The organism is Marinagarivorans cellulosilyticus, assembly GCF_021655555.1.
Classification (GTDB): domain Bacteria; phylum Pseudomonadota; class Gammaproteobacteria; order Pseudomonadales; family Cellvibrionaceae; genus Marinagarivorans; species Marinagarivorans cellulosilyticus.
The window spans coordinates 3,243,227-3,262,955 of the sequence record NZ_AP023086.1 but is presented as its reverse complement, the minus strand read 5'-3'; the positions used below and the strand labels follow the sequence as shown (position 1 = coordinate 3,262,955).

The following is a 19,729-nucleotide window of genomic DNA, read 5'->3' as shown; positions in this document are numbered from 1 at the left end:
CACACCCGAGCATTTTCAGCGTTCCCGGCTCTTTCGCTGACTCACACTTGGGGTGTTTATCAATGTCCACTAAATACGATGTAATTGTTATCGGTTCTGGTCCAGCGGGCTATGTTGCTGCAATCCGCTGCGCGCAACTTGGCTTAAAAACAGCCTGTATCGAAAAATGGAAAGACGAAAAAGGTAAAGGCGTTAACGGCGGCACCTGCTTAAACGTAGGCTGCATTCCCTCTAAGGCTTTACTCGACAGCTCTTATAAGTATCACGAAGCAAAAGATCATTTTGATATTCACGGTATTTCAACCAAAGAATTGAAAATTGATGTTAAAACCATGATTGGCCGCAAAAACGATATTGTTAAGCAATTAACCAGTGGTATTGCCGGGCTATTTATGGCCAACAAAGTTACCTCCCTTTACGGTACCGGTAAATTATTAGCCGGCAAAAAAGTTCAGTTTGTCGATTTTGATGGCAAAGAAGAAGTACTCGAAGCTGACAACGTAATTTTGGCTGCGGGCTCTGTGCCCGTAAATATCCCTGTCGCTGCTGTTGATAACGACGTAATCGTCGACTCTACCGGCGCGCTAGAATTTGACGAAGTTCCTAAGCGCCTAGGCGTTATTGGTGCTGGCGTTATTGGGCTTGAACTCGGCTCTGTTTGGAATCGCCTAGGTTCAGAAGTTGTATGCCTAGAGGCTATGGATAAATTCTTGGCCGTGATGGATCAGCAAATTGCGAAAGAAACCAAAAAAATCTTAACCAAACAAGGCTTAGACATTCGCCTAAGCTGCCGCGTAACTGGCAGCGAAATAAAAACCAAAGGCAAGAAGAAAGAAGTTGAAGTTACTTTTACCGACAAAGAAGGTAACGCTCAAACCGAAACTTTCGACAAGCTAATCGTCTGTGTTGGTCGCCGCCCATATACCAAAAATCTTTTGGCTGACGACAGCGGCGTGAAATTGGACGAGCGCGGTTCTATTTACGTTAACGATCTTTGTGCAACAAGCGCTCCCGGCGTATTTGCCATTGGTGATTTAGTGCGCGGCCCAATGCTTGCCCACAAAGGTTCTGAAGAAGGCGTTATGGTTGCCGAGCGCATTGCCGGCGAAAAGACCGTTATGAATTACGACATTATTCCTAACGTTATTTACACTCACCCTGAAGTTGCTTCTGTGGGTAAAAACGAAGAACAACTTAAAGCCGAAGGTATTGAGTACAACGTCGGTACATTCCCATTCTTAGCCATTGGCCGCGCATTAGCAGCCAACGAAAAAGACGGCATGGTGAAGATTTTAGCGCACGCTAAAACCGACCGCATATTGGGCGCCCACATTGTTGGCCCCAGCGCTGCCGACTTAGTACAGCAAGTTGCCATTGCAATGGAATTTGGCTCAAGCGCCGAAGACTTAGGCATGATGGTATTCGGACACCCAACATTGTCTGAAGCGGTACACGAAGCGGCATTAGCCGTTCATGGCCACGCCATTCACATGCCAAACCGCAAAAAACGTTAAATAATAGGCCGCATTTAATGCGGCCTATTATTTATTTTTAAGCGTTAGCTAGACCCGCTTTTATCGTTATAGAGCACAATTTTGATCACCCCCAGCTTAGCAGCTGGGCTTTACTCATTAAGCGCGCGTTCGCGTGTTATTAACAATGGAACATAGTCATGAATTTGCATGAATATCAGGCAAAACAGCTATTTGCTGAATACGGCTTGCCCGTTTCAAAAGGTATCGCCGCAGAAACCCCCAGTGAAGCAGCGGGCGCCGCTGATATTATTGGCGGCGACAAATGGGTAGTAAAAGCACAGGTTCACGCCGGTGGCCGCGGTAAAGCCGGCGGAGTTAAGTTGGTTTCATCAAAAGCCGAAATTGAAGAATTTTCCCGTCACTGGTTAGGCAAAAACTTAGTTACTTACCAAACAGACGAAAATGGCCAACCTGTTAGCCGTATATTAGTGGAATCCTGCACTGATATCGCCCAAGAGCTTTACCTTGGCGCTGTTGTCGACCGCTCTACCCGCCGCATTGTATTTATGGCATCGACTGAAGGCGGCGTTGAAATTGAAAAGGTCGCCGAAGAAACTCCCGAAAAAATCTTAAAAGCGATTATCGATCCTTTAGCAGGCCCACAGCCATACCAAGGCCGCGAGCTTGCTTTCAAATTGGGGTTAAAGGGCGACCAAATTAAGCAATTTACCAAGATCTTCTTGGGCCTTGCAAAAATGTTCCAAGACTATGATTTTGCATTATTAGAAATCAATCCGCTTGTAATTACCGATGCCGGCAACCTGCACTGCCTAGATGGCAAAATCAACATCGACAGCAACGCCATGTACCGCCAGCCCAAATTAAAAGAAATGCATGATCCATCGCAAGAAGACGAGCGCGAAGCGCATGCGGCTAAATGGGAGCTTAACTACGTGGCACTCGATGGCAACATCGGCTGCATGGTTAACGGTGCTGGCTTAGCCATGGGCACAATGGATATCGTTAAACTTCACGGTGGCCAACCTGCAAACTTCCTTGATGTGGGCGGCGGCGCGACCAAAGAGCGCGTTATAGAAGCCTTTAAAATTATCTTGTCCGACGAGAATGTCAAAGCCGTATTAATTAATATTTTCGGCGGCATTGTGCGTTGCGACTTAATCGCAGAAGGCGTTATTGGTGCCGTTAGCGAGGTAGGCGTAAAAGTGCCTGTTGTCGTTCGCTTAGAAGGTAACAATGCAGAGCTAGGCGCTAAAGTACTCGCCGATAGCGGTTTAAATATTATTGCAGCGACCAGCTTAACGGATGCTGCTGAGCAAGTTGTTAAAGCTGCAGCGGAGGCTTAATCATGAGCGTTTTAATTAATAAAGACACCAAAGTATTATGCCAAGGCTTTACTGGCGCCCAAGGTACCTTTCACTCTGAACAAGCAATTGAGTACGGCACTAAAATGGTTGGAGGTGTAACGCCAGGTAAAGGCGGCCAAACGCACTTAGGTCTGCCCGTATTCAACACCATGAGCGAAGCCGTAGCTGCCACAGGCGCTGAAGCCAGTGTTATTTATGTCCCAGCGCCCTTCTGTAAAGATTCTATCTTAGAAGCAGCAAACAGCGGCGTGAAGCTGATTGTATGTATTACTGAAGGCATTCCTACACTGGATATGCTAGATGCTAAAGTGCGATGCGATGAGCTAGGCGTGCGCTTAATTGGCCCTAACTGCCCCGGCGTAATTACTCCTGGCGAATGTAAAATTGGCATTATGCCTGGCCACATTCACTTGCCCGGTAAAGTCGGCATTGTTTCGCGCTCAGGCACCTTAACCTACGAAGCGGTTAAACAAACCACCGATTTCGGTTTTGGACAATCAACCTGTGTAGGTATTGGTGGCGATCCAATTCCTGGCTCTAACTTTATCGACATCTTGGAAATGTTCCAAGCCGACGATAAAACAGAAGCCATCGTAATGATCGGTGAAATTGGCGGCACAGCTGAAGAAGAAGCAGCTGCTTATATTAAAGCCAACGTCACTAAGCCTGTTGTATCTTACATTGCCGGCGTAACGGCGCCCCCAGGCAAGCGTATGGGCCATGCGGGTGCGATTATTTCTGGCGGTAAAGGCACAGCAGACGAAAAGTTTGCAGCCTTGCAAGATGCTGGTGTTAAGACTGTACGCAGCCTAGCTGATATCGGTAAAGCGCTTAAAGAAATTACTGGCTGGTAGTTTCGAGTAGCGTAAAAAAGGCCTTAACTCTTTTTGGAGTTAAGGCCTTTTTTGTATGTCTGAATGTAGGGAAATTCAAAGCGACTAATCTAAACAGTTGTAGACTAGTTGTAATGTAAAAGAAAAAAGTACACCGATATTTTTCATTAAATTCTCGCAGCTTTTATTTTGAAATTTTTACAGATACAGGAATCTTAGTAACGCGGGATATCTCATGCGCTAGAACTTTGGCGGCGGCCACTCCGCGCTCGCCTTTCCACTGCCGGCCTTTCACGTACGAGTCTATCGGCACAGTATTTCTCCCCACGGCATGTAAGACGACCAAATCTTTTGGCATGCTTTTTCTAAATCGACCGTCCCCTTGCACGCTTAAACCAGGATTGTCTGCGTAAGTGATCAGCAAGGTACGAAATTCACTTCGAGGTAACTGACGAGTGTTTTTCTTTGTAAACATTCTCGTTTCATTAATTACAAAACCTCTAGAGCTATAATACAATTTATCCTCATATCCCAGAATCCAAATAGATATCCAGCCAAGAAAAAATGACGCCACTGTCATAAATAGAATCTGAATATCAGGCCCATTCTTAAACAATTCGTACCCCCCTACAAACAGGAACGACAGGGCCCATAAAGCCACCAAACATCCGAGCCACTTGAGATGCTGACCACTTCTTAACGCGCCTACAAGGGCTAAATCTCTCATTAGTTTTGACACCCGCCTGATATTTTCGCATCCACCAATTTTATTTTCTCTGAAACAGAAACACTTGTAGCAAAGAAACCGCCTATGTTTATCTCAAGCTCTAGCACCAGCTCGAACTATACCTTTCTAAACTCGTAGCTTACGCAATTAGCTTTACCACAATCACCGAGATACCAGTTCCCTCTTACACCAAGGTGTATATTAACCAAACCGTCAGCCTTGCCGCCCAAAGCGACAATGTCAGTGCAATTAGTATATCCCGCACCATACCGGTCCGAAAACCCATCGCTGTCGCAAGATTATTAGACCAGAACAATTGACCTGTGCAGTTGCCAACCAGCCAACTCCCAAAGTCCCACTTAGACCCCAACCGCCTTTTGCACAATCACCATTATCATTACATTCAGAGGTTTCTCGCGAGGCATCGCCTTTAATCTGTACAATCGATCGACCACCCAAACCCACTTCTAATTTCCCGCCTAAATGTAAATCACCGAATCCTCGCTTATTAAACGCAAGAGCAACTCCTGCACCCGGAACTACGGCGGTCACCGAAGCCGAGGCTTTTGCTTCTGCAGTCCACGTTTCATAGCCTAGTGGGTCAACTCCTTTGGCACAGTCATCACAGCACTTTTTGCCTGTTTCATGCGCTCCACTCACAGCTATACCAGTGACGCTCAAATTGAATAGAGGATTTGTATTTATGGGCGCGAGTAATTCAGGGATCTTACCACCGAGAAACTCAATCCCTGGACCACCCTTTATCACTACTGGCGGATCGCCCACAGAGCAGTGATTGCCGCAGTCACCTTGAAAGTAGATGTGCACGCTTCACCACACACAGAGCAAGGGAAAAAGCCACCCATACGAAGAGCAGCTTCATTAAACAGCTACGAATACAACCCCGGCAACTCCCCGGTTACACCATTAGTACCAAAGCTTTCAATATCATGGCCCATATACTTAGCAATACTCACTAACAATTTAGTGTGGTCAACACCTCGCCCATCACCCTCGGCATTTAAGTCATAACGAATTTGACGATTACCCTGAATACCAAAATTATGGCCGCCAATTAGCATAAATGGCATATCGCGATGATCATGCAATTTGCCGTCACTCAAACAACTAAAGACATAAATTAATGTATTGTCTAAAAGGTTGCTAGAACCATCCGGTGTGGCTTTAAAGCGCTGTACCATTTCGATTAAGAAGCTATAAAAGTAATCAAGCGAGTTAATCCATGCTTGGCTAAAGTTGTGCGAAATACTGTGGTGGCTTCTAAAGTTTGATGTCGTGTGGGACATTTGCAGCCCGCCTACTCGGGTCATACCGCAACCTAAAAGACGCGTCATTAAATCGACTTGCAAACCCGCAACGGTTGTAAAGTTATCCTCTAAATGAATTTGCGGTGGGTGCACGCCAGGCATAGGGTCAAATTTATTCGGGTTAAAGTTTGTGGTTGAACATAAGCCCGTATCACCACTATCACCGCCAGCATTGGCTACACCATCGAGCTTTTTCTGTAAATCATTTAAAGCATCGATATTGGCCGAAAGTTTTAGACGCTCATCTACGCCTAAATCATTTTTCATTAGGGCTTCTAGTTCTTTGTGCGCTTGGCTAACAATATCGCGGCGTGGATCATAACCACCTGGGGTTGCACCCGGCGCACTTGAAAGACCATAGGCCCGATTAAAGGCTGCCACAGGGTCGTCTTCAGGTTTAACGGATACACCGTTGTAATAATGTGAGTGGTCAGTGGTGCCCGCTTGGAAATTAGCCATTGCGCCTAAATTCACATTTCGCACCGGCGTTTGGCCGCCAATATTATCTTGCTGACCCAGAATAATATCGAGCGAATTATCGCCATTGCCCGTTAAGACTTTACGCGTGCCACCTTGGTGAGAGCCGCCGCCAAGCTTCATATCTAAACCCTGCAAAAACGTCATATGCTCTTGTATTGGCGTAAAGGCTTTAGTCATATCGTTCATTACAGGGTTATTCACAATGGAATAGCCATCGCCAGTTGAACTTATGGCACCAGTTGGGTGCCATGCGGCTTCGCCGTGACTTGTTGTACCATCGGCATTTTTGGGGCAGTAGACTCCATCCGGCATATAAACGAACACCACCTTTGGTGTGTCCTGCCCTACGGCGGCTAATGCCGGCTGGGCAATGCGCATAGCAACGGGTGACAATGTACCGGCAACAATAGCGTTTTTCACAAAGCGACGACGGGTATTTCTAAAAGGCGTTTTCATAATGTATCGTCCTATTTACGCACAGAAAAAGAATCAAGCTGAGTAATGCCAATCAATAACGATTGAATATCAAACTCGCTGTCGGCGAAGGTTTTATTTAGATTCTCGATAGCGCAGTTATCCGCCTCCTCTAGGGTGTAACCTGCCACATACCGGTAATATTGCGTGGTCATACACGACTTTGTCGAATCGGCATTCGCCATCATTTCAGAAAATTCCCAGCGATCTGCAAAGTAACGCTCGTCATCACCACCATCTACATTAATCACTTTACCTTGCGTTAAAATATCCAGTTCGTCCAAGATATCGAAAGTCGCCCAGTCGACCATTTTTTCACGCTCGCGATATTTACCCGATGCATCAAAGTTCTCCAAGGTAAAACCAATATCATCAAAATATTTATGGCAGCTTTGGCAGTCTGGGTTTACAGAGTGCTCTTCAAAGCGTTGGCGCATGGGCTTGGTAGGATCTAAATCGGGGTTAGGAATTGCCACATCACGCGGGAATGGCGGCAATGGGTCACACATCAATTGCTCCCGTACAAATACACCGCGTTTAACGGGCGAGGTTTCTTCCGTGCTGGCATTAGAGGCCATAATACCGCCCATCATTAAAATACCGCCGCGTTGATTATTCGCCACCTTTGTAAAGCTAGCGCCTAAGCCACTACCAATGCCATAAAAACGCCCGAGGGTATCGTTAAGCATGGTGTAATCGGCAGTGTAAAGCTCTTGGAATTTACCGGTGGAATCAAAAGTAACGTGCTTAAAAAATGCTTCCATTTCCAGCACCATTGCTTCGCTTACTTCGGGGCTATAGCCGGCATAAATATTATTATTTTTAGCGCCGATTAACTCTGTACCGGCATCCCACCATTCAATGGCAAAGCGCGCCATTTGGTTTTTACCCTTTTCTGTGGCCAATAAACGTTCGGCTTGGGCTTTATATTGCTGCTTGGTACGAACCTGCTGATTGCGCGCAGCAGCTAACAATTCATCATCCGGCGTGGAGCCCGTAAAGGTGTAAGCAATTAACGTTGCCATTTCGTAATCATCTAACTGATAAACATCACCATTGGCTTTACCTAGCTCTTTGCGGTAAATAAAGTGCGGCGACATTAATAATGCAGGTAAGCCAACACCAATGGCCTCTTTAAAGCGGTCTGAATGGTTAAAAAAACCCTCGTTTTGATCTGCAGGTTGCAATGCGGTAAAAAAGGCTAAATAGTCTTCAACTTCCTGCCCCTCTAGAGGACGGCGGAAAATCTTCTGACCAAAGGTTTCTACAAACGTACGCAAACAATGGTAGTTCGCACTGCAATTAAGCGCATCACGTATAAAGCCACTATTAAGATTATTTTGTACTTCAGCCGCAACGCGTGTCGCCGCCGAATAATACTCGTCGAGATGGCGCGCTGTTACAAAAGCCAAATCGGCATTGTTAGTAAAACCGTGTTCGCGGCTTTCTGGCGGGAAGTTGGTGGTTAAATTTAAATCTAAACCAAAAATATCGTTAACCGTATTCTGGTATTCGTGACGCGTAAGCAAGCGAATAGCACGTTTTGCTGGCGCGCCTTCTTGGCTACTACAACCGGAAAAACCCAGCTCTTGCGCGGCCTCCACATCGGTAGCTCCAGGAAAGCCAGCCGTTATGTAGCCCGCAACTTGATGGGCGCAATCACCAACACAGTGCTCTGGTTTGTACTCTTTACCCGTTAAAGGGCCTTTGCCATCAGGCATATTACCACCGGCATCTGCACGCGACATCACACCGTTGTAATCAACACCAGCTATGGGGAACGGTCGCTTAGCGGTGCCTGTCCCTTGAATGCCATGACATTCTAAACAGTTAGTTTCATAAAGCTGTTTACCCAAGGCCAAATCGAAGTCACCGCTCGGCAACGAAACCGAGCTGGCACTGTTAGCACTAGAAACCGCCAGCGATGACGAACTTTGCATAGCCGCCAAACTACTTGAACTGGAAGCTGGCACCGAGGAGATAGCAAGGCTGCTATTCCTGCTACTGGACGAGCCATTAGGGTCTTCAGCAACACACGCTGCAAGCGCGAGTGAAGCCACTATCAAACCGATTTTTTTTACCATGCGTATCTCCTCGCCATTTGCAGCCAAAAACACCCCAAGACAACAAATGAAGGTTGCTGCGCCGTGCGCGCATTAAATTTATATTTGTTAGGAGTTAAAAATAACAAAGCCTTCAAAATAAACAATGCAAAACAGGGATACAATTAAGCCTTTATTAATTATTTGAGACGCAAGGCGCACGATTAAGAAAATGTAAAGTAGACATGATTCACAACAATTGATATGACCGCGATGTCATGCCTGAACAAGCAAAACATCGGCCCTGAGAGATATAAATCTGAAAGGTATAATCTGAAAGGTATAAAGAGGTATGGCCGACACAACCAATAAATTAACCGGCAACTGGCCTCACCACCGGCAACTTCAACCAGCTGTGGCTATCGGTAAGGTATAAAATAGGTGTTACCGGCTCGGCCAACAAATTAGCGAGTAGCTGACCATAATGAAGTAAATCGACACGGTAATGCTCAAGCTGCTCACACTCAAAATCATGCTGTGAGCCTGCCCCGGAATAAATGGCCGATTTATAATCGAGCAATGCAACGCCACCATCGGCTTCACGCCACCACAAATCTATTCGCCAATGCTGGGCGGCACCTTCGGCATCCGCCCCGCTAATGGCAAATTCTGGATGCACCTCTTGCGCCCCCATCAAGGCCTGCCATAAAGGCGAGTTTTCGCTAAACACCTTATCAAGTTGCGCGGCCGCTTTTTCGCACAATGCGTTTAGAACAACACTAGGCTGCGCTACCAGCAACTGCCCAAACCTTACATGCCACGCGGCAAAAAAGTCTTGCCATGTAGGTGCTTTAGGGAGGAGCTTAGCCTGCGCACAAACAGCCGGCACCATGAGCTCAAGCACTTCGTGCACCAAACTACCAACGGCTCGAGCGAAGCCTTCGGCTTTTTGCTCATCATTATTACTAAGCGTTAAAAGCGAAAGCTCGCCCTGTGGCGACGGCCCCGAAACAGGTTGAAAGTCTCGCGCTTTAGCGACCAATTGCAATCGCTGTTGCTCAATTTGGGCCGGCGCCAAACGATGCAAATTGGCAACAGTTGTGCCATCTACATAATCAATTTGCTCGGCCGTATCCGTTCGCAAGCAATGCAGCGCAAATGACGAAGCCACGGACGGCCAAATATGCGCCAACAAACTGCCACTGCTCGGCGCGGTAATATCGGCCCCGTCTTTTTGTTTTAACACAGCACTTAAATACAACTGTTTTTTAGCTCGCGTACAGGCCACATAAAGTAGCCGGCATGCCTCTAGGTGTTCGCGTTTTTTTTGTTGGTAGCCCAACCATTGGTATAACGCATCTTTATCTTGGCCGCGCTCGCCAACCGGGCTTAACAACCAAGTGCTGGCGGCGCCATCGCCCACGTATTGGTATTCAAACAGCTGCTCATGCCAACGCATTAAAGGGGTGTCCGGTACGCCACTTGCTGCCGCCAAACCCACCAAAAACACGGCGTCAAACTCCAACCCCTTGGACTTGTGCATCGTCATCACTTGCACTTGGCTACCCGCTTCTGGGTCGGGCAAGGCGTACAGCTCGGTCAGCAATTTTTCTAGGCGATCAGGGTGTTGAATCAATTGGGTTTCATCACATTCCGCTAAGGCATCAAAAAAGCGCTCTACATTATTTTGCTGTTCAAGGGTTAAAGCCGCCGCGCCACCTAAAGCCAACCACGCACCTTTTACCCACTCGGCTAACGGCTTGCGCGCGCGTTGCGCCAAGCACGCTGAGAGCACATCAAAAACCAAAGTTAATCGCGATATAGAATCTTGATCGACGATATTTGCATTTTTTTCGACGCCTTTTAGCAGCTCATGGACTTGAGCAAGTACATTCACACCTGGCTGCGCGCGCAGCGCCAACAAAGCATTTAAACGCAACCCGCACCAAGGCGCACGCAATACGCTAAGCCATGCAATGGTATCGCTGGTATTAATCAGTGCCCGCGTTAGCACCCATACATCTTGCACCGCTGGCACGGCCGCCAACGGGTCTAAATCCACTGCGCGGTAACGAATGCCTGCACTTTTTAAGGCAGGTAAAACATTATGCAGTTGGCGCCGGCCACGGCCCAATATGGCAATAGTTGCTTGCGCATCAGCGGCCAATACCTGCTGTATTTGCGTTGCTAGCCATTCGCCTTCGGCGCACTTAGCGCCATCACCCACAAACCCTTGCACACAAACCGCTGGCCCGGCATCGGCATTAAATGCAACCGCCTCATTAAACGGCACTGCACCAAGATTCAAGTCTACCCGCTTAGGGAATGCCTGCGAGAATACCGTATTTATCCACTCCACCACACCGGCGTCAGAACGGAAATTGGTATTTAGTTTTAGCGGCTCAAGAGCCAGCACACCCAAGCTGCCGCCCTCTTCGGCTGAACCCAAACAACGTAAAAACAAGCCAACATTAGCACTGCGAAACGCATAAATCGATTGCATGGCATCGCCCACGCAAAACAACGTGCGGCCATCGTCTCTCTGCCAACCTGCGGTCAGCTTTTGAACCAACTGCATTTGGTTAGATGAGGTATCCTGAAACTCATCAACTAATACATGGCTAATGCGATGATCCAAGCGCAAGGCTAAATCAGTCGGCTCGTCTTCGCTGCCAAGCGCCCTATCGGCACGCAAACTTATTTCGGTAAAGTCCAGCTGGCCCTCACCGGCAAACACCAACTGCAAGTGCGCAACCAGCCGCGGCAACAAAACCGTCAGCGACTGCAATATTTGCCACTGCTGCTCGGGGTATTCGGTATAAGGCAATAGCGCAACTTCAAACAGGCTCTCTCGCAAGGTTTCGTTGGCCGAAAAGGCCGTAATTAGCTCGCCCAAGTCGGCTTTTAATGCCTTTAGCTCTGCAGGCTTTACCCCTTCAGCCTTGGTAGGGAAACCCTCGTTTTTGGTTAAGCGTTTACGCCACCCACCAGTGCCACTAAGCAGCAGTGCCGCCAAGCCCTGCCACTGCGCCAAGCCTTGCTCGCTGGCATCGGGAAGCTCACTAATATGCTCACAATTGCGTATTGGGCTGGCGGAATCCGCAGGCAAGTTGCGCGCGGCAAACACCGCCAATGCCAGTAATCGGCTTGTCGCTTGCTCATCAAACAGGCCCTGCAAGCGCTCTATGTGGGCTTCACGAATATTCTGTAAACACGCCTCTAAATGCTCTCGAACCCGGCCATCACCCGCCATAATTAACGGCAGCCAAGCGGCACGCGTTTTGAGCAACGCCACGAGCAATTCGGCCACGCGCTGTTGCTGGTTATCGAGGTGCATCAGCAGTTGCGCTAATGCCTCAGCCGGCTCGCCGCCGCTTTCTAGTTCGGCCATTACATTATTAGCCGCTAAGGTGAACAGTCGATCTGGGTCGTCGCTTAACGCTACACCCGCACCCATTTGGGACTGTAGCGGCAACGCCTTTACCAAGCTTGCACACAAACCATCGAAGGTTCGCACCTGCAAGCGATGCGGGCTTTGCAACAACTGCCAACCGTTTTTTGCATCCGCCTGCAACGCCGCCTTAGCCAACGACCAGGTATGCTGCTTGTGAGCCTCCGTGGGTTTAGCCCCTTGCGCCAACCGCAAAGCCCCTAATACGCGGTGCTGCATTTCGGCCGCTGCTTTACGGGTAAAGGTAATGGCCAATATTTCCTCGGGCTGCTGCACCCGCGTAAGCAATACCAGCATGCGCTGGGTTAATAGCTCGGTTTTACCGCTGCCTGCAGGCGCCACGCAAATAAAGCTGTGATCTGGGCACAAAGCACGCTCGCGCGCTAGCGCATCTACCGGTTGCTTACTCATATCAATGCATCCTCGCTTTGCACCGCAAGGTTTAGCTCGTTAATGCGGCACAAGCTTTTAAGGTCGCACCACTGGCAGCTACTGGCGTTTTTAGGCGAAACCTGCGCATCTCCCGCAACAAAAGCCGCGGCTACAGCCTGCAAGTGGGCATGCCATTGTTCGAGTACTTCTGCAAAGCTGGCAGGCCAATCTTTATGATTAGCCACATCCGTTAATTCAGAAAACAACAACGGCATAGCCGACAACCCCATGTACTGCATTTTTTGCGTGCTCACCTGCGCAAACACGGCAGCACCTACGCCCGGCAAAGCTGTGGCATAAAGGGGGATTTGCGGCTCGTCAATACGCGGCCACTGCCAGCTTTTAATGTGCGAATTACCGGTTTTATAATCAATAACCGCCAGCGTTTTGCCATCGGCCAAACAATCGACTCGGTCCATACGCAAGGTTAAGCGCAGGCCTTCTAGCTCTAAAGGCAGTGTTTTTTCTTGTAGAACCACACTAAAGGGTTCGCGCTTGCGCTCCTCCTCTAGCCATTGCTGAACGCGGTTATGTAACCGCTGGGCTTCTAGCTCGAGCAATCGAGCACCAAATTGCCGGCCCTTGGCAATGCGGGCAAGCACGTAAGCAACCGCTTCGTCGATTAATGTAGCTATGGCCTCTGGCGTTTGCGCCAACAGCGCTTGCTGCGTTTCTAGCCGTTGCCAAATAAACTCGAGCACCTCGTGCATAGCATTACCGCGATCGCGACTATCCAAACCCTCCGTCAGTGCTTCGCGATTCGTCGCCCCTAAGCGGTGTACTGCAAACGCCTGAAAGGGGCACGCCGCCTGCCGTTTAATAACACCAACACCGCCACTTAACTCTAAGGGCACAAGCACTGGCGCCGCGGTGTAATCCACCACGCCCTCAAGCTGTACCGCAGGCGCGAGCTGCCACGGGTGCAAAACGGCGGGCTCACTAACAGCAATAATCGGCAAATCTTCAATTAAGGGGCTTGGGCTTAATGGCTCGTCGCCATCAAACGCCGCGTAGCTAACCACCACTTGCGAGGCACTATGGCATAAACGATGGGTAATCGATTGCGCGTAGCTAAGCTCTGCACCGGCGTGGCTGCGTGGCATTTTGTGCTCGCGCTGCAAGGCAGCGGGTAACAGCGGGTTAAGCTTTAATGCTTCTGGCCACGTGTGGCTGTTTAGTCCCAACCACCAAATACCATCAAACAACTGCCCTGCCGCTTCGAGCACACCCAAAATTTGCACCTTAGCGGGCGGTGTTTGCTTGTGGAAAGGCGCTTTAAGCACTTGCGTTAAAAGCTGCAGCGCACGGTTAATATCGCAAATTGCCACCACATCATCTAGCGCGGCAAAACTATCGAGCGCTTGCAGCCAATGCTCATGCTGTTGGTATTCTGTAGAGTTTAACGTCCGGCTACCGGGCCAGCCCCAAGCGTGCAAGCGCAGCTTAAAAACATCGCGCCAAGCCGATGGCGATAAACGTGCGCAGCTATTCGCCCCAATATGCTTATGAACGGTCTCGAGCACCACATAAAAATGCTCCAATAATACGGGTAAGCCTGCTTCGCGGGCCGCCGCATTTCGCTCGGCAACAGCTGCTTTTAACTGGGCCAAGTTAGTGGAAGTATATTGGCCGGCCAACTCGGTTAATAGCGCGGTGCGCGCGGCTAAATCGGCACTAGAGCCCACCATCGGCGAAAGCAACCAAGCGCTTAGTTCGGCAACGGCAACCTTCTGGCCAGGCCAAGCCAATAGGCGCAGCGCGCAACTGACTAACGGGCACTGGGACAAAGGCCGGCCAGACGAAATATTGATTAGACTAGAGTCGAATGCTGCATTGGGCAAAAGTGACTCAGGTGCAAACACCTGCTGAAAAGCCCGCTCGACTTCGGCTAAGCGCTGGCCAAGTTCCGGCACAACCACCGCTACCGACAACCCCAGCTCGCTTTGCGCCAAAGCCCACTTTGCCGCAGCAAACAGCTCGTGCTTTGGGCTTGGCAATACCGTACATTGCGCATTATTTTTGTCGCTACGCCATATTTGTTGCTGCTCACAAACAACCCCAGCGGCACACAACGATTGCTCAAACCGCTTTAAAGGCACAGACCATTGATCAAAGCCCGTAAAAATCACTTTTTTAGGCAATAACGCATTAAGCTCGCCACTAGCGATGGTGCTAAATAACAAGCCTTGTACAGCTTGCTCGTCCAAAATGGCCCGTACACCTTGCGCCTTAGCCAACGCCTTTAACTGGCCCTTATACTGCTTGGCCCAGGCTTGAAATAACACAAATTCGTCGGTACTGGCATCGACCTCGCTAGCCGCCAAACCCCACGCGGCCAGCAGTTTATCGGCCTCTAATGCCACATCCAGCACATCGCCTGCCGACCAAAGGGTTTCGTCATTATTTAAAATATCCTGCCACAACACACGTTTTTGCAAAGCCGATATGGTAACGCCTGCTTGTGCGCAGCTGGGTATAGATAAACTCGCCTTGCGCCATAGCTCGCTTTGCCACAATTCTAATGCGGTGCAGGTTAATGGCCGGAACAGTTTGCAGCCGCGCGCCAACTGGTAGCGCTGGTATTGGGCCTGATAAAACCGGCTTAAGCGCTGGTTGGGTGTGCAAATCAAAGTGTCTTCGGTAAGTGTGTCAAACCATTGATCCAAGCCCCAAAAGTTCATCAAGCCACCCCGAATTAAAAAACGCTAGAAGAAAAATGACGCCAGACTACAAGGTGCCGCCATACCCGAAGGCGCAATACCAGCACTAATCAGCCGCTACACAGGCCCTAAACAGGCACCCCAGAATGAAACCGAAACTCCTCATCCACACCTTCGATTAGCTCTTTTTCGCGCTCCAAAAATAGCTGCACACGCTCGTCTATACACTCCCCCGCCGCTTCGCGCGCCAGAGACAGGTAATCCATAAAGTGGCGGGATTCGGACTTTAATAGCGAGGTGTAAAATTTATTCAGCTCGTCGTCAAGGTGCGGGGCGAGTTTGGCAAAGCGCTCGCACGAGCGGGCTTCTATAATGGCACCCACAATAAGGGTATCTACAAGTTTGGCAGGCTCAAAGGTGCGTACGGGCTTGCGCATTTGCGCGGCATAGCGCCCAGCATTAATAGCGGCGTCGTACACAATACCGCGTTTTTCCATAATTTCGATCACTTGCTCAAAGTGCCGCAACTCTTCGCGGGCTAGGCGGCTCATTTTATGGAGCAAATCAAAGTTGTCGACGTAGCGGTACATTAAATTCATAGCCGTGCTGGCGGCCTTTTTCTCGCAATTGGCATGGTCGATTAGCAGTATTTCGGGTTCTTGCAGTGCTTTTTCTACCCATGCATCGGGGGTCTCACACAAAAGGAAGTCAAGAATGGCTTGCATCAATACACCTTTGAAAAATAGCGTTCGTAGTGCACTTGGGAGAGCACAAAAAAGTCTTCATCCACCAAGGTTTTAAATTCTGGTAGCGTCATATGGGCGTATTCGGGCAAAAGGCGTGCACCAAAAGCCTCTAGGTTGCGGATTTGCCCCGCCCCCACTTTAAGAATCTCGAATAACCAGGCAAAAGGCGACTGCTCGGGATGATGCCGAACGTTTTGCATTTGCAGTTGCTGGCGCAATAGCGGCTCATCAAAGATCTCAACGCGGGCCTCTAGGACTTGGCGAATCAAGGCATCTAAGCGCAGGGAAATACTCACTCGCTGCGCCTCGGTATAGGCGTTCCAATCGACAACTTCATGGGTGTAGCGCTTACAGCCCCTGCACACGCTATCGCCTATGCCTGTGGAGCAAACCCCAATGCAGGGCGTTTTAACTTTATTGACCATGAATAAGAAACTTTGCTATTGCCGAAAACGGGTGCGCAAGGTAGCAAATTTAGGCCCGCGGTTAAACCTAAAAGCGGCCGTAAAACGATAAAAGGGCTAGTGACGCCCTAACAGCGCTAACTAAGTTCTAGTTCCGGCTTAGCGTGAGTGCTCTTAAACACCAAGCAGCATGGGCTTACGGCTACAGGTTGTAGCCGTAAAGATTTAGCTCTAACTTTAGAATTTAAAACCAATACCCGCGCTAATCTCGTATTGAACAGCTAACGTGCCCGAAACAGCAATGGAGCAACCATTGCCAGAGGTGCCAACACCGCAAAAGATACCCGAACCAGAATCTAAAAAAGTACCGAATAACTTGCCATCAGCACGCAATATTAGCCTTTCACCAATAGAGTGCTTGGCGCCAAGCCCAAAAGATACTGAAAATCGCGTTTCTGAATAATAATCGCCAGAAGGCGAAAAGTGCGTAGCACCTAAGCCGCCAGAACCAAAAAAGACCGTGTCACCCGAACGCGATATCTCGTTGGTACCGCCTATGTGGTAGTAATCTATACCTAAATCAAGCAATGTCTCGCGAGTACGGTCATTCCTTAGGGAGGTGCTTTGGTGAGAATAAAGGAACTCTAAGGTGCGCTTAGCATCCAGCTCGTGACCAAGCACTATAGAAGTCGCAGGGCCACCAGCAAGCGAATAAGACACAGGCGGAATATCAGCCTCAAATTTACCACCATCACGATACCCCTGCGAAATAGATAACTCCATCGCCGATGCCGCACTCGCAATAGAGCACAACATGATAGACGCAGCCCAAACCACCGTATTTTTTTGCCTAAACATTATTTTCCCCAAGCTGTTGTTAAGTAATGCCGGCATTATGCCATCTCTTACTTAAGGGCATCTCTAAAAATGCACTTTTTCCGCGATAGCGGCGTCAGCTCCGTCCTCGAGTCCTCATTTACACCACGTAAACTGCGGCTCTCCGGGCGGCGCTTTCTTGCTCTCAAGAAAAAATTACTATTTTTAGAGGCGCCCTTAAGCTTTTATTATTTATTCAGCAATATACTTTAACGTGAATAGACAACAGCATGAAATAGACAGCCATAGCACACAAGCTAGCTGTAGCCGCTAAGGATTGTCGAAAAAGAACGCCCAGGACAGGCAGGTAATACGAAATTTTGATTTAGCACTATGCAAAGTATCGCCCCCTTTACATAGTGCTAACGTGATTTACAACTTTGTTGCTTTAAATGGCGAAGCTGGTAGGCCGGCTTTGTTGTAAAGGTTGGCGTGCTCAGGGTTGTTGCGCCATGCGTATTGCACCTGCTTTGGCTTTTTCACTTGATCACTCCAAACAATCACAGTGCGGCCCTTTACTTTTGCTTTGGCTGGTACAAATTGACCATCATCACCGGCCAATTCAAACCCTGCCAGTTCACCACCTTTTGCGAGTAAACCTTTAGCATGGTTAAACTTAATTTTAACTTTGCTGCCTTTACGCTTAGCCGACTTGTAAAGCGGGCCAGAGTATTCGACGTTATGACCGTAAGCGAGCTTTTGTGCCCCAAGGGCCAAGCGGTCGCCTACTGTTTTTTTATCTAGCGGGTGAATGTCGTTCCACTCACCCACATCAATGGTAACGGCCATAGCCGTATTAGGTACTTTTAGCGTTTCTAGCTGGGCATCACGTAGTTCAGGCCAGTTACCCCTAATATCTCTTGGGTCACCCGGCGACACATAATTAGACAGCTGCGTGTATAAAAAGGGAAAATCACCTTGCCCCCATTTTTTACGCCAATCATTAATAAGCGCAGGAAAACGCTCTACGTATGTATCTGCCCTACCCGCATTAGATTCACCTTGGGACCAAATAACCCCCTTAATGGCATAAGGTGTTAAAGGAGCAATCAAGCCGTTATACAAACCCATTGGCTTCCAGCGAATGAACGTTTGCGAGGCCAATGCCGGCATATTGGAGCCGCGCTTAAATAGCCACTCACCTTTTAAATCCAGCACACTGCCTTTAAGGTGTAGGGCGTATTCTTTATCGGGTATAAAACCGCCAAGCCCAGAGTTATTTACAACCCTTACCACAATACTGTTTTTCCCGGCTTTTAATAATTTCGAATCTACCTTGTAGCGCCTTGGCGGATACATATAAGTGGTATTACCCACTTTTTCACCATTAACAAATATTTCGTCGGCATCAACAATCGTCCCCATCACCAGTAATGCCGAGTCGGCCCCTTGGGCCGCGATTTGTTCTGCTGTGATATGCACCGTTTTTCGGTACCATACCGACCCTTCTCCAGCATCCACAACACTTAATGGCGCTTTAAGCGAATCATCTTCTACCCCCCAATAACTTGGAATAAGCGTAGACTGCCAGCCCGCCGCTTTAAAATCAGGGTCCGCCCAGATGAACTTGCCATCTTTAATACCTGAATCCTTTTGATAGATAGACCCATACCAACTATTTGCACGGGCCTTATCTTTCGCTTTTATGTCTTCGATTAGCTCATCATTGCGAAACTTAACCGCTTCGGCGTATGGCTCGCTGTAATTCGCAAGCACTTCTTCGCTCAGCCATGCCTCTACAGGTGAGCCACCTAAACTGGCATCAATAATACCAACGGGCACCTTTTCAGATTGATGAATGTTATCGGCAAAGAAATAAGCCACCGCCGAAAACTTTCTGATATTGTCTTGTGTCGCTGTTTTCCAGCTGCCATGGGCTAAATCTTTTTGCGGTGCTTTAAAATTAAAATGATCAGGCACTTCAAATTGTCTAATTTGAGTATTGTTTATTTTGGGGACCAGGTCCGCAAACGCCGGTTCTGCACGCGATAGCGTAAGCTCCATATTCGATTGCCCAGACGCCAACCAAACATCCCCGACTAATACGTCTTGTAATGTAATTTGATTATCGCCTTGAACATTAACCGTAAAGGGGCCGCCGGCTTTCATTGCCGGCAACGTGACTGTCCACTCCCCTGCGGCATTCGCCACGGTAAACAGCTCAGTTTTGTTAATACTGACACGCACCGCTTCACCTGGGTCTGCCCAACCCCAAACATTAACGGCCATATCACGCTGTAAAACCATGCCAGACGAAACCAACTTAGGTAAGCGTACATCTGCGCTGGCTGTACTGGCGGCGAATGACGCGCATAATGCTAAAACACTCGCAGCGATACCACTTAAAGCCAATGTCGTTGTCACCACTGGCTCAAAAGACGACGATAATCTATTAATCATAACCTGCTCTCCAAAA

At 48.7% G+C, this 19,729-nt stretch carries 12 protein-coding genes; 3 read left to right on the top strand and 9 right to left on the bottom strand.

What is annotated here, in order from left to right; genetic code table 11:
- Positions 1–62 precede the first annotated feature (62 nt).
- The 3 genes from lpdA to sucD all read left to right on the top strand — a co-directional run bounded on the left by lpdA (position 63) and on the right by sucD (position 3,714).
- Positions 63–1,514 (top strand): dihydrolipoyl dehydrogenase, encoded by a 1,452-nt coding sequence (gene lpdA / locus MARGE09_RS13050; RefSeq protein ID WP_236982547.1) that lies wholly within the window; start codon positions 63–65, stop codon positions 1,512–1,514.
- Between the two features lie 158 nt (positions 1,515–1,672).
- A complete protein-coding gene (gene sucC / locus MARGE09_RS13045; RefSeq protein WP_236982546.1) occupies positions 1,673–2,839 on the top strand; it encodes an ADP-forming succinate--CoA ligase subunit beta in 1,167 nt (388 codons plus the stop codon).
- 2 nt (positions 2,840–2,841) lie between these two features.
- A complete protein-coding gene (gene sucD, locus MARGE09_RS13040; protein WP_236982545.1) occupies positions 2,842–3,714 on the top strand; it encodes a succinate--CoA ligase subunit alpha in 873 nt (290 codons plus the stop codon).
- A gap of 163 nt (positions 3,715–3,877) precedes the next feature.
- On the opposite strand, the gene MARGE09_RS13035 is transcribed toward sucD, so the two are convergent.
- From MARGE09_RS13035 to MARGE09_RS12995, 9 genes are all read right to left on the bottom strand, one after another.
- Complete coding sequence (locus tag MARGE09_RS13035) at positions 3,878–4,420, bottom strand: hypothetical protein (RefSeq protein ID WP_236982543.1); 543 nt, start codon at positions 4,418–4,420, stop codon at positions 3,878–3,880.
- An 890-nt stretch (positions 4,421–5,310) separates the two neighbouring features.
- Positions 5,311–6,684, bottom strand: coding sequence for a DUF1552 domain-containing protein (locus MARGE09_RS13030; protein ID WP_236982541.1), 1,374 nt, complete (start codon positions 6,682–6,684; stop codon positions 5,311–5,313).
- A gap of 11 nt (positions 6,685–6,695) precedes the next feature.
- Positions 6,696–8,786 (bottom strand): DUF1592 domain-containing protein, encoded by a 2,091-nt coding sequence (locus MARGE09_RS13025; RefSeq protein WP_236982538.1) that lies wholly within the window; start codon positions 8,784–8,786, stop codon positions 6,696–6,698.
- A 331-nt stretch (positions 8,787–9,117) separates the two neighbouring features.
- On the bottom strand, positions 9,118–12,606 hold the full coding sequence (locus MARGE09_RS13020) for a UvrD-helicase domain-containing protein (RefSeq protein WP_236982537.1): 3,489 nt from the start codon (positions 12,604–12,606) through the stop codon (positions 9,118–9,120).
- The gene (locus tag MARGE09_RS13015) at positions 12,603–15,308 is read right to left on the bottom strand and encodes a PD-(D/E)XK nuclease family protein (protein ID WP_236982535.1); all 2,706 of its coding nucleotides are present in this window, start codon (positions 15,306–15,308) and stop codon (positions 12,603–12,605) included. Before MARGE09_RS13015 ends, MARGE09_RS13020 begins: the two co-directional genes overlap by 4 nt.
- A gap of 107 nt (positions 15,309–15,415) precedes the next feature.
- A complete protein-coding gene (locus MARGE09_RS13010) occupies positions 15,416–16,012 on the bottom strand; it encodes a MiaE family protein (protein ID WP_236982532.1) in 597 nt (198 codons plus the stop codon).
- Entirely contained in the window at positions 16,012–16,458 is a 447-nt protein-coding gene (locus MARGE09_RS13005) for a DUF1289 domain-containing protein (RefSeq protein ID WP_236982530.1), read from the bottom strand. Before MARGE09_RS13005 ends, MARGE09_RS13010 begins: the two co-directional genes overlap by 1 nt.
- A gap of 216 nt (positions 16,459–16,674) precedes the next feature.
- A complete protein-coding gene (locus MARGE09_RS13000) occupies positions 16,675–17,295 on the bottom strand; it encodes a porin family protein (RefSeq protein ID WP_236982528.1) in 621 nt (206 codons plus the stop codon).
- Positions 17,296–17,685: 390 nt separating this feature from the next.
- Positions 17,686–19,713 carry a sialate O-acetylesterase gene (locus tag MARGE09_RS12995; protein ID WP_236982526.1) on the bottom strand — a complete coding sequence of 676 codons (2,028 nt, stop codon included), beginning with the start codon at positions 19,711–19,713 and terminating at the stop codon, positions 17,686–17,688.
- Positions 19,714–19,729 lie beyond the last annotated feature (16 nt).